The organism is Corynebacterium sp. (genome assembly GCF_052107835.1).
Lineage (GTDB): Bacteria > Actinomycetota > Actinomycetes > Mycobacteriales > Mycobacteriaceae > Corynebacterium.
This window is the reverse complement of sequence record NZ_JBQEDF010000003.1, coordinates 1-17,295: the sequence shown is the minus strand read 5'-3', so window position 1 is coordinate 17,295 and position 17,295 is coordinate 1. Positions and strand designations below refer to the sequence as shown.

At 68.4% G+C, this 17,295-nt stretch carries 16 protein-coding genes; 7 read left to right on the top strand and 9 right to left on the bottom strand.

Annotation, left to right across the window (positions count from 1 at the left end; genetic code table 11):
* Positions 1-8 precede the first annotated feature (8 nt).
* On the bottom strand, positions 9-1,427 hold the full coding sequence (gene cysS / locus ACTIL2_RS01105; protein ID WP_442335600.1) for a cysteine--tRNA ligase: 1,419 nt from the start codon (positions 1,425-1,427) through the stop codon (positions 9-11).
* Between the two features lie 28 nt (positions 1,428-1,455).
* Between cysS and ACTIL2_RS01100 the strand changes: the two genes are divergently transcribed.
* Positions 1,456-2,325 carry a fumarylacetoacetate hydrolase family protein gene (locus ACTIL2_RS01100; RefSeq protein WP_442335599.1) on the top strand — a complete coding sequence of 290 codons (870 nt, stop codon included), beginning with the start codon at positions 1,456-1,458 and terminating at the stop codon, positions 2,323-2,325.
* Between the two features lie 79 nt (positions 2,326-2,404).
* Positions 2,405-2,983, top strand: a complete 579-nt coding sequence (locus ACTIL2_RS01095; protein ID WP_442335598.1) for a thiamine biosynthesis protein — start codon at positions 2,405-2,407, stop codon at positions 2,981-2,983.
* On the opposite strand, the gene ispF is transcribed toward ACTIL2_RS01095, so the two are convergent.
* From ispF to ACTIL2_RS01080, 3 genes are read right to left on the bottom strand one after another with little or no spacing between them, the layout of a single operon-like run.
* On the bottom strand, positions 2,980-3,477 hold the full coding sequence (gene ispF, locus ACTIL2_RS01090; RefSeq protein ID WP_442335597.1) for a 2-C-methyl-D-erythritol 2,4-cyclodiphosphate synthase: 498 nt from the start codon (positions 3,475-3,477) through the stop codon (positions 2,980-2,982). The two genes, ACTIL2_RS01095 and ispF, sit on opposite strands and share 4 nt — an antisense overlap.
* Positions 3,474-4,307 (bottom strand): IspD/TarI family cytidylyltransferase, encoded by an 834-nt coding sequence (locus ACTIL2_RS01085; protein ID WP_442335596.1) that lies wholly within the window; start codon positions 4,305-4,307, stop codon positions 3,474-3,476. Before ACTIL2_RS01085 ends, ispF begins: the two co-directional genes overlap by 4 nt.
* A 21-nt stretch (positions 4,308-4,328) precedes the next feature.
* Entirely contained in the window at positions 4,329-4,919 is a 591-nt protein-coding gene (locus ACTIL2_RS01080) for a CarD family transcriptional regulator (RefSeq protein WP_442335595.1), read from the bottom strand.
* A gap of 191 nt (positions 4,920-5,110) precedes the next feature.
* On the opposite strand from ACTIL2_RS01080, the gene ACTIL2_RS01075 reads away from it, so the two are divergent.
* Both ACTIL2_RS01075 and radA read left to right on the top strand, forming a co-directional pair.
* Positions 5,111-5,710, top strand: a complete 600-nt coding sequence (locus ACTIL2_RS01075; protein WP_442335594.1) for a hypothetical protein — start codon at positions 5,111-5,113, stop codon at positions 5,708-5,710.
* Positions 5,711-5,800: 90 nt separating this feature from the next.
* Positions 5,801-7,228, top strand: coding sequence for a DNA repair protein RadA (gene radA / locus ACTIL2_RS01070; protein ID WP_442335593.1), 1,428 nt, complete (start codon positions 5,801-5,803; stop codon positions 7,226-7,228).
* 19 nt (positions 7,229-7,247) lie between these two features.
* Here radA and ACTIL2_RS01065 read toward each other — a convergent pair whose 3' ends face one another.
* Together ACTIL2_RS01065 and ACTIL2_RS01060 are read right to left on the bottom strand one after the other, a co-directional pair.
* Positions 7,248-7,994 carry a hypothetical protein gene (locus ACTIL2_RS01065; RefSeq protein ID WP_442335592.1) on the bottom strand — a complete coding sequence of 249 codons (747 nt, stop codon included), beginning with the start codon at positions 7,992-7,994 and terminating at the stop codon, positions 7,248-7,250.
* 56 nt (positions 7,995-8,050) lie between these two features.
* Entirely contained in the window at positions 8,051-8,695 is a 645-nt protein-coding gene (locus tag ACTIL2_RS01060) for a carbonic anhydrase (RefSeq protein WP_442335591.1), read from the bottom strand.
* Positions 8,696-8,752: 57 nt separating this feature from the next.
* On the opposite strand from ACTIL2_RS01060, the gene ACTIL2_RS01055 reads away from it, so the two are divergent.
* Positions 8,753-9,742 (top strand): A/G-specific adenine glycosylase, encoded by a 990-nt coding sequence (locus ACTIL2_RS01055; RefSeq protein WP_442335590.1) that lies wholly within the window; start codon positions 8,753-8,755, stop codon positions 9,740-9,742.
* Between the two features lie 159 nt (positions 9,743-9,901).
* On the opposite strand, the gene ACTIL2_RS01050 is transcribed toward ACTIL2_RS01055, so the two are convergent.
* On the bottom strand, positions 9,902-12,562 hold the full coding sequence (locus tag ACTIL2_RS01050) for an ATP-dependent Clp protease ATP-binding subunit (protein WP_442335589.1): 2,661 nt from the start codon (positions 12,560-12,562) through the stop codon (positions 9,902-9,904).
* A 221-nt stretch (positions 12,563-12,783) separates the two neighbouring features.
* Here ACTIL2_RS01050 and ACTIL2_RS01045 point away from each other — a divergent pair, with 221 nt between their 5' ends.
* Positions 12,784-12,993, top strand: coding sequence for a hypothetical protein (locus ACTIL2_RS01045; RefSeq protein ID WP_442335588.1), 210 nt, complete (start codon positions 12,784-12,786; stop codon positions 12,991-12,993).
* A gap of 180 nt (positions 12,994-13,173) precedes the next feature.
* A complete protein-coding gene (locus ACTIL2_RS01040; RefSeq protein ID WP_442335587.1) occupies positions 13,174-14,934 on the top strand; it encodes an AMP-binding protein in 1,761 nt (586 codons plus the stop codon).
* A gap of 349 nt (positions 14,935-15,283) precedes the next feature.
* Here the strand turns inward: ACTIL2_RS01040 and ACTIL2_RS01035 are convergent, their stop codons facing one another.
* Both ACTIL2_RS01035 and ACTIL2_RS01030 read right to left on the bottom strand, forming a co-directional pair.
* Positions 15,284-16,492 (bottom strand): acyl-CoA dehydrogenase family protein, encoded by a 1,209-nt coding sequence (locus ACTIL2_RS01035; protein WP_442335586.1) that lies wholly within the window; start codon positions 16,490-16,492, stop codon positions 15,284-15,286.
* A 34-nt stretch (positions 16,493-16,526) separates the two neighbouring features.
* A partial coding sequence (locus ACTIL2_RS01030; RefSeq protein ID WP_442335585.1) for an acyl-CoA dehydrogenase family protein occupies positions 16,527-17,295 on the bottom strand: 769 nt, incomplete at its 5' end.

Below are 17,295 nucleotides of genomic sequence, written 5' to 3'. Positions count from 1 at the left end.
CTCCAGCGCTACCCCAGCGACCAGGTCGCCCCGTCCGGGGTGTCAGTGACGGTCACGCCCGCGCCCTTCAGGCGGTCGCGCACGGCATCGGCGGTGGCGTAATCCTTCTCCGCCTTCGCGGTGGCACGCAGGTCAAGCTCCGCTTTCACCAGGACTTCCAGCGCGGCGAGCGACTCGTCGGACGCACCCGCACCAATCCCCTGACCACGCCCCCGGGAGGACGGACCACTCCAGGTCTCCGACAACGGATCCACACCGAGCACCCCGGTCATCGCCCGGACCGCACCCGCGACCTCGGCGACCTTCGCGGTGTCGCCGGCCTCCAGGGCCTTGTTACCGTCACGGACGGCCTCGTGGATCACCGCGAGGGCCTGCGGGACGGCGAGGTCATCGTCCAACGCCTCCCCGAATGCCGGCAGCCAGGCAGTCGATTCGATGGGACCGGCCAGCTCAGTCGCCCGCTCCAGGAACTTCTCGATGCGGCGGAAACCGGCCGCCGCCTCCTGCAGTGCGGACTCGGAGTACTCCAGCATCGAGCGGTAGTGGCCTGAGCCGAGGTAGTAGCGCAGCTCGATGGGCCGCACCAGCGTGAGGATGTTCGGCACGGACAGCACATTGCCCAGCGACTTGGACATCTTCTCGCCGGACATCGTGACCCAGCCGTTGTGCATCCAGATGTTGGCGAACCCGTCGCCGGCGGCGTGCGCCTGCGCGGCCTCGTTCTCGTGGTGCGGGAACTGCAGGTCCATCCCGCCGGCGTGGATGTCGAACTCCGCACCCAGGTACTTCCGCGACATCGCCGAGCACTCGATGTGCCAGCCGGGGCGTCCGAATCCCCAGGGAGTGTCCCATCCCGGCTCACCCGGTTTCGCCGCCTTCCACATCGCAAAATCGCGCGGGTCCTCCTTGCCCGGCGCGGCGTCCTCACCCTGGTCCAACTCGTCCAGCTTCTGATGCGACAGGAAACCGTACTCCGGCACCTTCGCCGTCCTGCAGTACACCGACCCATCCTCTGCCGCATAGGCCAGGCCGTTGTCGATGATGCGCTGGATGTAGGCGATCATCTCCGGGATGTGCCCGGTCGCGCGCGGCTCGACCGACGGCGGGGTCACCCCCAGCAGTTCGTAGGCGCGGGTGAATGCGCGCTCATGCGTGGCCGCCCACTCCCACCAGGGTCGACCGTTCTCAGCGGACTTACTCAGGATCTTGTCATCGATGTCTGTAACATTGCGCACGAACGCCACGTCCAGACCCTTCGCCGCCAACCAGTTGCGCAGGACGTCGAACGCGACACCGGAGCGTACGTGCCCGATGTGCGGGATGGACTGCACGGTCGCACCGCACAGGTACACCGAAGCGTGCCCCTCACGCAGGGGCACGAAGTCGCGGAGTTCACGGGTCGCGGTGTCGAAGAATCGCAGAGTCACAACTGACAGTCTAGACGGGAGATGGAAGATGAAACTTGCGACGGTCCCGATCGACGGAACCCGCTGCACGGTACTGGTGGAGGACGTGGATGCAACCGCGGGAGAAGCATCCGGACGCGTCGTTGACCGGCGGAGCCTCGGAACGCTCCTGAGGGGCAACGCCACCGGCCTCCGCGCCGCGGTCCAGGCCGGTCTGCGGCGCGACGGTGACGAGGTCACGGTCTCCCTGGCGGACCTGCAGCCGGTCGTCCGCCAGCCGTCGAAGATCCTCTGCACCGGGCTGAACTTCCGCGAGCACATCGTGGAGATGGGCCACCCCGTCCCCGACCACCCCACGTTGTTCGTGAAGTTCCCGTCCGCGCTGGCCAAGCCGTTCGCGGACGTCCACGTGCCGGAGAACCTCGCGGCGAAGGCCGACTACGAGGGTGAGCTCGCCGTGGTGATCGGCAAGCAGGTACCCGGCGCGCAGGGCGGTGCGTCGGAGGACGAGGCGCGCGCGGCGATCGCCGGCTACGCGGTGATGAACGATTTCTCGCAGCGCGACTGGCAGTACCGGACGCAGCAGTGGCTGCAGGGCAAGAACCTGGACAGGTCCTCCGCGTTCGGCCCGTGGCTGACCCTGGCCGACCACTACGACCCGGTGGCCGAGGGTGCCGTGCTGCGCACTTGGGTCAACGGCGAGTTGCGGCAGGAGCATTCCACCGGTGACCTGGTGTTCCCGCCGGTGGATCTGGTGCGCTACATCTCCAACTTCGCCACACTGGAGCCGGGCGACGTGATCGTCGCCGGTACGCCGGAGGGAGTGGGGGCCGGGTCGGGTCGCTTCCTCGCGGACGGGGACGTGGTGCGCATAGAGATCGACGGCCTGGGGGCCGTGGAATCGACCGTCCGGATGTGAGTTCCCGCCTCCCGGGGTTTTGGTAGGCTGTGCTCAGTACACCTGACGTTACAGTTTCGAGAGACAACGGAGAATCCGCATGAGCCTTCGCCTGACCCGTTCGACCGGTACAGCACGTCCTGTCCGCCGGGCGACCGCCCTGACAGCCGCCGCCGTCCTGACCCTCGGCGTCGCCGCCTGCGGCGATGATGACTCCGACGACACCGGGGACGGCGACAGCACCACCGCCGGGGAGCCGGCGGACTCAGACGCTGCCGACGGCGATGACGCCGGAGGGGGCGAGACCGACGGGCTCTCCGCGTCCAAGACCGACGGACTCACCGACGGCGAGACCATCTCCGTCACCCTGAGCGACCTCGACCCCGAGCAGGGGTACTACGTCGCCATCGCCCAGACCGACGGAGATTCCAGCGACCCCGCCACCTACGCCGGCTCCATGCAGGACTGGTTGCGCGTCGTCGCCGAGGGCGAGGACGGAGCCACGGACACCTTCGACGCCGAGGGCAATGCGGAGGTCGAGCTCACCGTCCAGGCCTCCAACGAGGACGGCACCGTGGACTGCACCACCGACGACTGCTCCCTGAAGGTCGTCACCGACCACGCCTCGACCCCGCCCTTCGAGGACGTCGCCTCCCTGCCGGTGACCTTCGGGGGCTAGTTCGCGGACCCGTCGTCCCCGCCGTCGGCCCACACGACCGCGGTGGCCACAGCGGCCACCCCCTCGCCGCGTCCGGTGAAGCCCATGTGGTCCGTCGTCGTGGCGGACACGCTGACCGGTGCGCCGAGCAGCCCGGACAACACCCGCTCCGCCTCCTCCCGCCGGGGACCCATCTTCGGGCGGTTGCCGATCATCTGCACCGCCGCATTGCCGATGGTGAATCCGCGGGACTCCAGCAGTTCACGGCACTCGGTGAGCAGCAGCGCCCCGGTGACCCCGGCGTACTCGGCGCGTCCCACACCCACGAAGGACCCCAGGTCCCCCTGGCCGGACGCGGAAAGCAGGGCGTCGACCACCGCGTGGGCCACGACGTCCCCGTCGGAATGCCCCTCACAACCGTCGGTGCCCTCGAACAGCAGGCCCGCCATCCAGCAGGGCTTGCCCGGTTCAGTCTGGTGGGCGTCCGTCGCGACGCCGACACGGGGGATGATCACGGGGCATCACCGGCGACCAGCCGTTCGGCGCGCTCCAGGTCCTCCGGCACCGTGATCTTGAAGGACATCGCCGACCCGGGGACCACGACCACCGTCTCGCCCGCCATCTCCATCAGCGACGCGTCGTCGGTCACCGTGGTCGGCGCCGGCACGGTCGGGGGTTGACCGGTCGGATGCGCGGAGTCGAGCTCCTCGCGCGCCTGCTGCATCCGGTTCGCGGCCAGCAGACCGTCCAGGGCAAAGACCTGCGGTGTCTGCGCCGCCCGCAGACCCTCCCGCACGGGGGTCGACCGGATGATCTCGGCCCCGTCCGCCGGGCCACCGTCCGCGACCGACACCACCTTCACGGTGTCCGTGACCGGCAGGACGGGGACGACACCGGCCCAGGCGTTGTTCTCCAGGCCCTGTTCCGCCGCGGACACCACAGCGGACACGGTCGCCGGCGGGGTCAGGCACCGGGCGGCGTCATGCACCGCCACGAGAACCCCGGAGGGCCCGTCCTCCCCGAAGGTCCCCACCACCATCGACTCCACCGCTTCCAGCCCCGCAAGCACCGAGTCCGTGCGTTCGGTGCCGCCGGTGACGACCGACACCTGCATCGGCAGCCAGGCACCGGCGTGGGTCCTGACCAGTTCCCCGGCGTGTGTCCGCATGTCCTCCGACACTGTCACCACCGCATGGTCGATGCCCTGGGACGCGGCGAGCCCGTCCAGGCACCGTTCCAGCATGGTGCGTCCGCCGACCTCCACGAACGCCTTGGGCCGGTCCTCCCCCAGCCGGGTACCGCTGCCGGCGGCCGCGACGACCGCGTAGACCTGTTCGACCGTCACGGCGTCCTACCCCCTCAGGGCCTATTCCTCGTCGTCGCCGAGCTCGTCGTCGAGGTCGATCGAGCGGGGCGCGTCATCGTCGGAGACACCGGCGGCGCGCTTCGCGGCGGCCTGCTCGCGGTGCCGGATGATCGTGTCCTCCATGCGCTGGACCGTGTCGTCGGCCTTCTTGTCGTCCACACCCTCCGCCAGGGCCAGCTCACCGACGAGTACCAGACGGGCCTTCGCCAGCATCCGCTTCTCACCGGCGGACAGGCCACGGTCCTGGTCGCGGCGCCAGAGGTCACGCACGACCTCGGCCACGCGGTTGACGTCGCCGGACGCCAGACGTTCCTGGTTCGCCTTGTAGCGGCGGGACCAGTTCCCGGCCTCCTCCACATCGGTTTCGCGCAGGACGGAGAAGACCTTCTGCAGGCCCTCCTCGCCGACCACGTCCCGGACCCCGACGGTCTCGGCGTTGGCGGCGGGGACCCGCACCAGCAGGTCGCCCTGGTTCACCCGCAGCACGAGGTAGTCGACCGGCTCCCCCTTGAACACCCGCTGCTCAATACCCTCGATCACTGCGGCACCGTGGTGGGGGTAAACGACGACGTCCCCGATGTTGAACTCCATGACGAACCAGGATACCAGCAGTCCCGGACGCCGGTGCCGTCGCCCGCCCCCGCACCGTCCTTCCCCCCGTCCGGACGTGGCGTCGCTGACGAATTGGTGGTGTGAGTAGGTGTCCAGGGCCGGCAGAGGTTACTCTGGACACGACGAATCCCGCGGAGGCGGGACATCTGCAGTTGATGGAGGAGAACACTGTGAAGACCCGGAAGTCCGCCACCCGGCGGGTGCTCGCCGTCACCGCCGGTTGCGCGGCCCTGGCACTGAGCGCCTGCAGCGCCGGCCAGATCTCCCAGACCGCAACCCAGGTCGCCGCCGTCAACGGCACCAACGGTGAGATCGGCGACGCCGTGGTCAGGGACGTCACCCTGGTCACCCAGGAGGACAACTCCGTTGCCCTGAAGTTCAACGCCTCCAACCAGGCGATGCAGCAGGAGGACATCGTCCTCGAGGACGTCACGGTGCAGGACGCCGACTTCGACTTCGGCGGCGCCCACACCCTGGCCCCGAACTGCTCCCTGGTCGCCGACTCCGACGCCGCCCTCGAGGAGATGAATCCCGGGGGCGCCCCGGTCGGCTGCACCGAGTACCTGCCCACCACGGTGGAGGGCGAGAACTTCTACAACGGCGCCGCCCGCACCGTGACCTTCCAGTTCTCCAACGGCGACGTCGACATCAACGCCCCGATCGTCGACTGGTACGCCGAGGCGGGCAAGACTTACCGCCACCAGGACGGCGTGAACCGCGAGGGTGAGGACACCATCGACGGCCACGAGGAAGGCTCCGACATCCACTAGGATCCCGGCACGTCTCCCCGGAACACGCGTTCGACCCTGTCACGGGCCGGACGCGTTTTCGTGTCCGTGCCACAGGATAGGGTGTTGACCATGGCCACGAAGACGAAGAACCGCAGCACCTACCGCTGCTCCTCCTGCGGGCACCAGGTGTCGAAGTGGGTGGGACGCTGCCCCTCCTGCCAGGAGTGGGGGACGATGGAGGCGGTCGCCCCCGCACCCGTCGCCGCGGCCGGGTCGGGTTCAGGGGCGGGACGCGGCACCGTCCCCGTCGGCCTCACCCCCACCTCCCCCGCCCGTGCGGTCACCGACATCGACCCCTCCACCGCCAACCACCGCACCAGCGGGATCAGTGAGCTGGACCGCGTCCTCGGCGGCGGTGTCGTACCGGGCAGTGCCGTGCTGCTCGCCGGCGAACCCGGGGTCGGCAAGTCGACGCTGCTGCTCGAGGTGGCCAACCGCTGGGCCCGGCAGGGGCGCAGCGTCCTGTACCTGACCGCCGAGGAATCCGTGGGGCAGGTCCGCCACCGCGCCGAGCGGACCGGCGCACTGTCACCGTCCCTGTTCCTCGCCGCGGAGCACGACCTGGAGACCGCCCTGGGGCAGATCGACGGGGTGCAGCCGGAGCTGGTCATCGTCGACTCCCTGCAGACCCTCAACGCCTCCGGCGTGGAGGGCGTGGCCGGGGGTGTCGCGCAGACCCGCGCCGTCGCCGCGACGTTGACGACGCTGGCGAAGTCCACCGGGGTTCCGGTGCTGCTGGTCGGTCACGTGACCAAGGACGGTGCGGTCGCCGGCCCGCGCACCGTGGAGCACCTGGTAGACGTGGTGCTCAACTTCGAGGGTGACCGGCACAGTTCACTGCGCTTCCTGCGCGGGCAGAAGAACCGCTTCGGCGCCACGGACGAGGTCGGCTGTTTCGAGCAGACCTCCGAGGGGATCCGCGAGGTGGCGGACCCGTCCGGACTGTTCCTGCACCAGCGCGAGGATCCGGTCGCGGGGACCGCGGTGACGGTTCTGATGGACGGCAGGCGCGCGATGCTCGGCGAGATCCAGACCCTGGCCATGGACACCGACATGCACACGCCGCGGCGCGTGGTCACCGGCATCGACGCCAGCCGGGTGTCGGTGGTGCTGGCCGTCCTGGCCAGCAGGGCGGGGATCGACCTGATGAAGCACGAGGTCTACGCATCGACAGTCGGGGGAATGAAGATCTCCGAGCCCGGGGCCGATCTGGCGCTGGCCATGGCACTGGCATCCACCGCCGCCGAGAAAGCCCTCCCCACCGGCCTGGTGGCCGTCGGCGAGGTCGGCCTGGGAGGGGAGGTCCGCCGGGTCGCCGACCTGCGGCTGCGACTGTCGGAGGCCGCCCGGCTGGGCTTCACCACGGCACTGGTCCCGGAGGCCACCCGCGGCGCCGACCGGGTCACTCCCCCGAAGGGACTGAAGGTCATCCCGGTCAGCACGGTCGATGAAGCCGTGAGCGCGCTCAGCCTGGGGAAGGCACGGAAGAACAACTGAGGCGCGCCCGGGGCGCGGGCTACACCAGGTTGAAGGTCTGCTGCTCGGAGGTGTTGTCGCCGATGTGGCCGTAGACCATGTAGGCGCCGGGGCCGACCGGCTCACGGTTGTCGCAGCTGTCCGGGGCGGACGTGGTCCTGGACCAGCCCGTCATCTCGAACGTCCGGGACTGCTCCGGCTCCAGCTCCAGGCTCCCCGACGACGTCGGTGAATTGCAGTCCGTGTCTCCCCACACCCGGGTGTAACCGGAATCCATGGTGAAGACCTCGAACCTCAACTCGTCCTCCGACAGGTCGATGTCGCAGTCCGCCCCGGTCGGGTTCGTGACCTCCAGGAAGAAGTTCGGCTGGTCCCCGTCCCTGAACGTCGGGGCACCCGGGCGAACCGAAAGCTGCAGGTCCTCCAGCACGCAGGAATCCTTGTTGGCCAGCTCATCGGCCCCCTCGGACGGCTCCCCCGCCGCCTCGGTCGCGGTCGCCTCCCCGGAGGGGTCCGCGGCGTCCTCCGACGGTTCCCCGGACGCGGATGCGGACGTGCTCCCCCCGGAGGAACCCGACGGCTCCGGCGGGGCCGCGGACCCGGACTCAGACTGCGTCTGTTGTGCGACCGGAACCGACTCGTCGTCCCCGCCGGTCAGTGAGCTGACCACCCACCACAGCAGGGCAATGACCACGACCAGTGCGACGATCGCCGCGATGCGGCGTCGCCGGTAGATCTCCGGGGGCAGTGGGCGCTGGTCGTCGTGCGGATTACGGGGCGATGTCACATGCCCAGTCTAACCAGCACTTACGTCCCCACCCGGGTATGACACCCCGGGAAACCTCAGGGCAGTTCCTGCCGGTCCAGCCCGTCGATGTCGAGCCCGTAATTGACCACCGGTTCACTCAACCCGTCCGACAGGCGGTAACGCATCCCCACCACCCCGCACGCGCCCTCGCGCAGGAGGGACAGGATCCCCGGGGAACGGTCCACGATATGGTTCGCGATCTCCACGACGTGGTGCTTCTCGAAGTCCTCGCTGGTGTCCGCCCCGAGCGCCCGCGCCGCCAGCAGTGACGGCGTCACCTTCTCGACCAGCACACGCTGGAAGCCCGGGGGCATGCTGCCGGTCTCCAGCGCCGACTGCGCCGCCCCGACCGCACCGCAGCTCTCATGGCCCAGCACCACCACCAGCGGAACCCCCAGGGACACCACCGCGAACTCCAGCGATGCCAGCACCGACAGGTCAGTGATCTCACCGGCGGTGCGGATCACGAAGATGTCGCCGAGCCCCTGGTCGAAGATGATCTCCACCGGCACACGCGAATCGGAGCACGCCAGCACCACCGCGTGCGGACGTTGCCCCGAGGTCAGCAGTTCGCGGCGTCCCCTGTCCTGGTGGGGATGGTCGGAGTCCTCGGCCATGAAGCGGCGATTCCCCTCGACCAGGGACTCCAGCGCCTCCTGCGGGGTGGGTTCGTTAGTCATGCGCACCATTCTGCCACTTTGCCGGGAATGTGTCCGTGCGGCAGAGTGGACACCGACATGACAGCCACGACTACTGCAACCAGCGGCACGGACTCCCTCGGCCGCGTCCTCAACGACTGGTTCGCGTCCACCGCACGCGAGCTGCCCTGGCGCATGCCGGGCACGTCCCCGTGGGCGGTCCTGCTCAGCGAGATCATGTCCCAGCAGACACCGGTGGCGCGCGTGGCCCCCCTGTGGGCGGCCTGGCTGCGACGCTGGCCGACCCCTGCCGCGCTGGCGGACGCTCCGACGGATGAGGTGCTCCGCGCCTGGGCGAACCTGGGATACCCGCGCCGCGCCCTGCGACTGCGGGAATGCGCCGGGGCGATCGTCGAACAGCACGACGGGGAGGTCCCCTCCACTGTCCCCGAGCTTCTCGCGCTGCCCGGCATCGGCGAGTACACCGCCCGCGCCGTCGCCGCGTTCGCGTTCGGGCATGCGGTCCCCGTGGTCGACACCAATGTCCGGCGGGTGCACCGGCGCCTGGCCCGTGGGGAGTTCCTGCAGGGGCCGGCGAAGACTGGGGATCTCGCCGACGTGGCCGATCTGATGCCGTGGGTCGACGAGGACCCGGCACTGGTCAAGCGTGGTTACAGCAATCCGCGGCACGACCGCGCGACCAGGCAGGACCGCCGGGAGGCCCTCGGAATGTGTGCCTCACTGATGGAGTTGGGCGCGACGGTGTGCACCGCACGTTCCCCCCGGTGCGACGAATGCCCGGTGTCCTCGCGGTGCCGTTGGATCGCCCTGGGACGCCCCGCCCCGAGCGCCGCGGAATCCGCGAGGGCGAAGAAGCGGGTGCAGAAGTTCGAGGGCACCGACCGTCAGGTCCGCGGGCGGATCATGGCGATCCTGCGCGGGGACGGGTCCGCCACCGAGATTTCCGCGACGTCAACGGACTTCACCGGAACCAGCGAGGACGCCGGTCAGCGGGCACGGGCACTGGAGTCGCTGGTGGCCGACGGCCTGGTGGAGCGCTCGGGGGACACCTACCGACTCCCCCGGTAGCCCTCCCGGATTCCCCAGCACGCCCCCTGCACGCAGTACGGCACCCAGGGGTGGTTCTGAATTCCCACATCCCTGGGTGCCGAAATGCCGCCCCACCCGCAGAGTCTGCGGCTGGGGCGGCGGGGCCACGGAGAGCCCCGGGTGCCAGTTACCCCCCGACTACTCCTGACGCTCGCCGGCGGTGGCGTCCTGCGTCTCCGGCAGCTCCGAGGAGGAGGAGTCCTCGCCGTGGGTCGCCGCGTCGATCACGGCGTCCTGCGCCTCGTCGGACGGCTCAGCGGCGATCTCCGGCAGCGGCTTCGGACGGGTGTCGAAAGTGAACTTCACACCCTCGCCCTTGCCTTCGCCGTCCCAGTCGTCCACGTCGACCGAGACGATCTCGCCGGCACCGATCTCGCCGAACAAGATCTTCTCGGACAGGTGGTCCTCGATCTCCCGCTGGATGGTGCGGCGCAGCGGACGGGCACCGAGCACCGGGTCGAAACCGCGGGAGGCCAGCAGGTGCTTGGCCTTGTCCGTCAGCTCCAGATCCATGTCCTTCTCCTCCAGGGCGGTGCGCACCCGGCCGGTGAGCATGTCGACCATCTGGACGATCTGCTCGCGGGTGAGCTGGTGGAAGACAACGATGTCGTCGATACGGTTGAGGAACTCCGGCCGGAAGTGCTTCTTCAGCTCATCGTCGACCTTCGTCTTCATCCGGTCGTACTGGGCATCCTCGTCCTGCTCACCGGAGCCGGAGAAGCCCATGCCGACGGCCTTCGAGATGTCCTTGGTACCCAGGTTCGAGGTGAAGATGAGCACCGTGTTCTTGAAGTCCACCACGCGGCCCTGGCCGTCGGTGAGACGACCGTCCTCGAGAACCTGCAGCAGCGTGTTGTAGATCTCGTTGTGCGCCTTCTCGATCTCGTCGAACAGCACCACGGAGAACGGCTTGCGGCGGACCTTCTCGGTCAGCTGGCCGCCCTCGTCGTAGCCGACGTAGCCGGGAGGTGCACCGAACAGGCGGGACGCGGTGAACTTGTCGTGGTACTCACCCATGTCGATCTGGATCAGCGAGTCATCGTCGCCGAACAGGAACTCCGCCAGCGCCTTCGACAGCTCGGTCTTACCGACGCCGGACGGGCCGGCGAAGATGAACGAACCACTGGGACGCTTCGGGTCCTTCAGGCCGGCACGGGTACGGCGGATCGCCCGGGACACGGCCTTGACCGCGTCGTCCTGGCCGATGATGCGCTTGTGCAGCTCATCCTCCATGTGCAGCAGCCGGGAGGACTCCTCCTCGGTCAGCCGCACGACGGGGATGCCGGTCCAGGTACCCAGGACCTCGGCGATCTGCTCCTCGCCGACCTCGGCGACGTCGTCGAGTTCACCGGCACGCCACTGCTTCTCCTTCTCGGCGCGCTCCTCGGTGAGCTTGCGCTCATCGTCACGCAGCGAGGCGGCCTTCTCGAAGTCCTGGTCGTCGATGGCCGCTTCCTTGGTGCGGCGCACCTCGGCGATCCGGTCGTCGACGTCCTGGATGGCCTTCGGTGCCGTCATCCGCTTGATGCGCATGCGGGCACCGGCCTCGTCGATGAGGTCGACGGCCTTGTCCGGCAGGAAACGGTCGTTGATGTACCGGTCGGACAGCCGTGCCGCGGCGGCCAGTGCACCGTCGGTGATGGACACGCGGTGGTGTGCCTCGTAGCGGTCACGCAGACCCTTGAGGATCTCGATGGTCATCTCAGCGCCGGGCTCGGGGACCTGCACCGGCTGGAAACGACGCTCCAGGGCGGCGTCCTTCTCGATGTGCTTGCGGTACTCGTCCAGCGTGGTGGCACCGATGGTCTGCAGCTCGCCGCGGGCCAGCTTCGGCTTCAGGATGCTGGCCGCGTCGATCGCGCCCTCGGCGGCACCCGCACCCACCAGGGTGTGGATCTCGTCGATGAACAGGATGATGTCGCCGCGCTGGTTGATCTCCTTGAGCACCTTCTTCAGGCGCTCCTCGAAGTCACCGCGGTAACGGGAACCGGCGACCAGGGAGCCGAGGTCCAGCGAGTAGACCTGCTTGTCCTTCAGCGTCTCCGGCACCTTGCCGTTGACGATGTCCAGGGCCAGGCCCTCGACGACGGCGGTCTTGCCCACACCGGGCTCGCCGATCAGCACCGGGTTGTTCTTGGTGCGGCGCGACAGCACCTGCATGATGCGCTCGATCTCCTGGCCACGGCCCACGACCGGGTCCAGCTTGCCGTCCTTGGCCGCCTGGGTCAGGTTACGGCCGAACTGGTCGAGGACCAGGGAGTTCGACTTCTGGCCGGGCTTGCCGCCACCGGCCCCGGGCTCGGGGGTCTGGCCGACACCGGCGGTGGCCGGCTCGTCCGGCGCAGCCTCCGGCTCGGAACCCTCGTAGCCCGAGAGCAGCTGGATGACCTGCTGACGCACGCGCGACAGGTCGGCGCCCAGCTTCACGAGCACCTGGGCTGCCACGCCCTCGCCCTCACGGATGAGGCCGAGCAGGATGTGCTCGGTGCCGATGTACTTGTGGCCGAGCTGCAGCGCCTCACGCAGTGCCAGCTCGAGGACCTTCTTGGCCCGCGGCGTAAAGGGGATGTACCCGCTCGGCGGGTGGCCGCCGGTGCCGATGATGTCCTCGACCTCGGTGCGCACCGCCTCCAGGGAAATCCCCATGGACTCGAGCGCCTTCGCTGCGACGCCCTCGCCCTCGTGGATCAGTCCGAGCAGGATGTGCTCGGTCCCGATGTAGTTGTGGTTGAGCGCACGGGCTTCCTCCTGCGCCAGCACGACGACGCGCCGTGCACGGTCGGTGAACCTCTCGAACATTAGCTCTCCCTCACTTCAAGGTCCGGATGTGGGGACCACCTTAGTTACTCGGCGACCCCACGTTGACTCACTTTGCTCAACGTCGGGGTCTGCCACTCTTGTTCCCGCACCGATCACACCGCACATAACCTCGTCATTGCAGATCACAGCATGTTTATTGACCATCCCGGGGATGTGTACGCCGTCAGCGAACACCACCCTTTGTACGCCCCTCGGGCGCCATGGCACGTCCCCGCACCGACTCTTCCGACACCGTCGGCACGGTCCACGGGATCATCCTCCCCCGCCGCGCCACACGTATCTACGCCGACGGTCCCCTCCCGGAGGGGTTGTTGGACGACCTCGTCAACCTCCGGCCCCGGGAGATCGTGACGGTCACCGGCGACCGCGCGGGACGCCGCGCAGAACGCCATATCCGCGAACACTACTGATCAACGGCACGTTTGCTGACCTGGTACGTTTCTGACAAGACAAATATTCTCTCGTAAGCGAAACATCGGTGGGCGAAACGGCTGACGGGCCCCCGGCGCGTCTGTAATGTGGACCACAATCCGGGTACACACGGCGTTAACCCACAGCGGTTGACCCACGCACAAACACGAAGGAGCGTCATGAGCGGATCCCAACCCGCCGTCACGATCGATCAATTGCCGATGCTGGCCAAAGGCACCCTCCCCCTCTTCAAGTCGGGGGTCCTCGGCGCGATGACGCCTGTCGCCATGGGCAAGGCCCTCAAGGCCATCTACCAGTGGGAGTTCCTCCCCGCAGGACTGCTCGCCCTGGGCGCGGCACGCGATCCCTACCACACCGCCATCATCGACGATGCCGGCTCGGTGACATACAAGGAACTGCACGAGCAGACGAACCGTCTGGCACAGGCGTTGTTCCGCACCGGCGTGCGCGAGCGCGACAAGGTCGGCGTCCTGTCCCGGAACCACCGCGGTTTCATCCTGGCCCTGTGCGCGCACGGCCGCCTGGGCACCGACATCGTCCTGCTCAACACCGGCGCCTCGGCGAACCAGACCAGGGCCGTGCTGAAGGAGCAGAAGATCGACCTCCTCTTCATCGACGAGGAGTTCATCCCGCTGCTGCCCAAGGGCTTCGACGAATGCCCGGTGATCGTGAACTGGGAGGAGAACCAGGCCAGCGCCGCGGCACTGCCGGAGGACCACGACCCGACCGAGTACGACGTCATCGAGTACGCCAGCAACGTCGCCGAGGCCACCGCACTGGAGGACCACGCCACCCGCAACCCGGACTGGCCCACCCTCACCGAGGTGCTGCGCACCACCCCGGACGGCCAGAAGATCCCGGCCCGCCCGCGTCGCGGCCGCACCATCATCCTCACCTCCGGAACCACCGGCACCCCGAAGGGTGCCCGGCGTCCGGAGCCCCGCACCTACCTCCCGGCGTCCTCGATCATGTCGAGGATCCCGCTGAAGCACCACCGCGGCTACTACATCGCCGCACCGATGTTCCACACGTGGGGTTTCGCGCAGATCCAGCTCGGCCTCGCGCTGCGCAGCACGCTTATCCTGCAGCGCAAGTTCTCCCCGCGGGAAGCAGTGAAGCTGATCGAGTCGAACCGCCCGCACGCCATCGCGATCGTCCCGACGATGCTGCGCCGTTTGCTCGACGCCGTGCCGGAGAAGTTCAACCCCGGCACGCAGATCATCACCGCCTGCGGCGAAGCCCTGCCGCCGACCGTGATCAAGGAGAGCAACGAGAAGTTCGGCAATGTGCTCTACAACCTCTACGGCTCCACCGAGGTCAGCTGGGCGTCCATCGCGCAGCCCCACGAGCTCGCCGAACACCCGACGACCGCCGGCAAGCCGCCGATGGCCACCGTCCTGAAGATCTTCGGCGACGACGGCCAGGAGCTCCCCGAGGGCGAGATCGGCCGCATCTTCGTCGGCAACGACATGCTCTTCGAGGGCTACACCCGCCCCGGCGTGGACAAGGAGGTCATCGACGGCCTCGTCGCCACCGGCGACCTGGGCTACTACCAGGACGGGCTGCTCTACATCGCCGGACGCAGCGACGACATGATCGTCTCCGGCGGCGAGAACGTGTACCCGCAGGAGACCGAGGACCTGGTCTACAGCCTCGAGAACGTGGTCGAGGCACATGTCCACGGCGTGGACGACCCCGACTTCGGCAAGGCACTCTGCGCCTACGTCGTCCTGGAGGACGGCGTGGACGAGGACGAGTTCAAGGAGACCGCCAAGAAGACGGTCAAGGAGCAGCTGGCCCGCCACAACGTGCCGCGTTACTACGTGTTCATGGACAGCCTGCCGCGGAACGCCGTGGGCAAGGTTGTGCCGCGTGAACTGCCGAAGGTCAACTCCGGCGCCGAGGATGAGGCCGCGTAGCGCAGCTGCCTTCCCGGCGCCCGGGCCCCATTCTGGTTCGGGTCCCGTGACAGCCTGACGGCCTGTGAGCCTGGGAGGGGCCGGCCACCACGATGTAATCGTGGTGACCGGCCCCTCCTTTGCGTTGCGCCCGTCGGCGCCGCGACTTTCACACCCTGTTCAATTTCCACATAGTGAGAACTGCAGGTCACGACGTTTTCAGGTCCCAGCAAAAATCGCCGGGGGTGCTTAAGTCCCGCCGTTCCGGGGCCGAATCCCGGCGGCTCACACGGAAGAACCCCGGACGGTGGAATCCCTTCCACCCTCCGGGGTCTCACTCGTGGGGTGACTGCTCCCCTACGTCAGCTCACTACTTCAGCTGCGAGGAGGACAGGTTCAGCTCGCGGCGGGCGACCACCAGGAGCTGGATCTGCTGGGTGCCCTCGAAGATGTCCAGGATCTTGGAGTCACGGGCCCACTTCTCCAGCAGGGAACGCTCGGAGTAGCCGTAGGATCCGGCCAGCTCCACCGCGCGCAGGGTCAGCTCGGTCGCCATGCGGCCGGCCTTCGCCTTGCACTCGGAGGCTTCCTTGTTGTTCGGCTGCTTGTTGTCGGCCATCCATGCGGCCTTCAGGGTCAGCAGGTAGGCAGCCTCCCAGTCGGCCTCGAGACGGATGTACTCGGAGGCGGCGGCGGTCTGGTTCCAGGCCGGGGCGTCGTAGTCGATCTCGACTCCGGCGTCGGTCAGGATGGTGCGCAGCTTCTCCAGGGAGGCACGGGCAACACCGACGGCCATGCCGGCCACCAGCGGGCGGGTGTTGTCGAAGGTGGCCATCGCACCGGCGAAGGACTTCTTGGTGTCGATCTCCGGGGTTCCGAGCAGCGCGGACTTCGGGATGCGGGCGTTGTCCAGGATGAAGTGCGCTGTGTCGGAGGACCGGATGCCCAGCTTGTGCTCGAGGCGGACCAGGTCGAAGCCCGGGGTGTCGCGCGGGACCAGGAAGGACTTGATGGCCGCGCGGCCGGCGGACTTGTCCAGGGTGGCCCAGACGACCACGTGGTCGCAGCGCTCACCGGCGGTGACGAAGATCTTCTCGCCGTTGAGGACGTACTCGTCGCCGTCCTCCTTGGCGGTGGTGGCCACCGCGGCGGAGTCGGATCCGAACTGCGGCTCGGTGATGGCCATCGCGGCCCACACCTTGCCGTACTCGTCGAGCTGCTCGTCGGTCGCGACGGCGGCGACGGCGGCGTTGCCCAGGCCCTGGTACGGCAGGGACAGAGTCAGTCCCACGTCGCCCCAGCAGGTCTCGATGACGTTGAGCAGGGACGACATGTTTCCGCCGTTGCGGATGCTGCCGTCGTCCTTCTTCTTGTCGCTGCGTCCGCCGGACGCACCGGCCATGTTGCCGCCACCGTCGCTCATACCCTCGACGAGGGACGCCATGGTGTCGAGCTCGACCGGGCGCTCGTGCTCGGCGAGGTCGTACTTGCGGGAGATGGGCCGGAAGATCTCGGCTGCGGCCTGGTGCGCCTGGTTGACGGTCGCCCGCAGCTTCTTCGGGAGTTCAAGGTTGATCATTGCTTATGCTCCTTCGATGATTGGTTGCGGGGACTCAGAGGACGACGACGCCTTCGGCGACACCGATGGCACGCAGGTCGCGGTACCACCGCTCGACCGGGTGCTCCTTGGTGTAGCCGTGGCCGCCGAGCAGCTGGACACCGTCCGAACCGATCTGCATGCCCTTCTCGGAGGCGAAGCGGCGGGCGAGGCCGGCCTCGCGGTTGAAGGACAGGCCCTGGTCGAGGCGGGAGACGCCGCGCTGGGTGATCAGCCGCAGGCCGTCGAGCTCGACGCGGATGTTGGAGATCATGAAGGCCACGGCCTGGCGGTTGGCGATCGGCTCACCGAAGGCGGTGCGCTCCAGGACGTAGGGCTTGGCGTACTCCAGCACGGCCTCGGCGGTGCCGGACGCCAGCGACGCCCAGCCGAGACGGGCGCGGCGGATGATCTCGGCGTAGTCGCTGTTGCGCTGGTCGTCGTCCAACTCGGTGCCGCCCAGGAGGTTGACGGCGGGGACCTTGACGTCCTTCAGCAGGACGCGGCCCAGGCCGGCGGCGCGCAGACCCATGGACGGGTCGGCCTCGACGACGACGCCCTCGGTGGAGGACTCGACGATGGCGAAGGTGTTGACCCCGTCCAGGTCGACGGCGATCACGAAGAGCTCGGCGGAGCCGGCGTTCGGGACCATGGTCTTCACACCGTTGATGACGATGTCGTCACCCTCGCGCTTGGCGGTGGTCTGCAGGACGAAGGGATCGAACAGCGGGCGGGACTCGTTGACGATCACGGCGGCCTGCGGGACGGACTCGCCGGCGAACTCC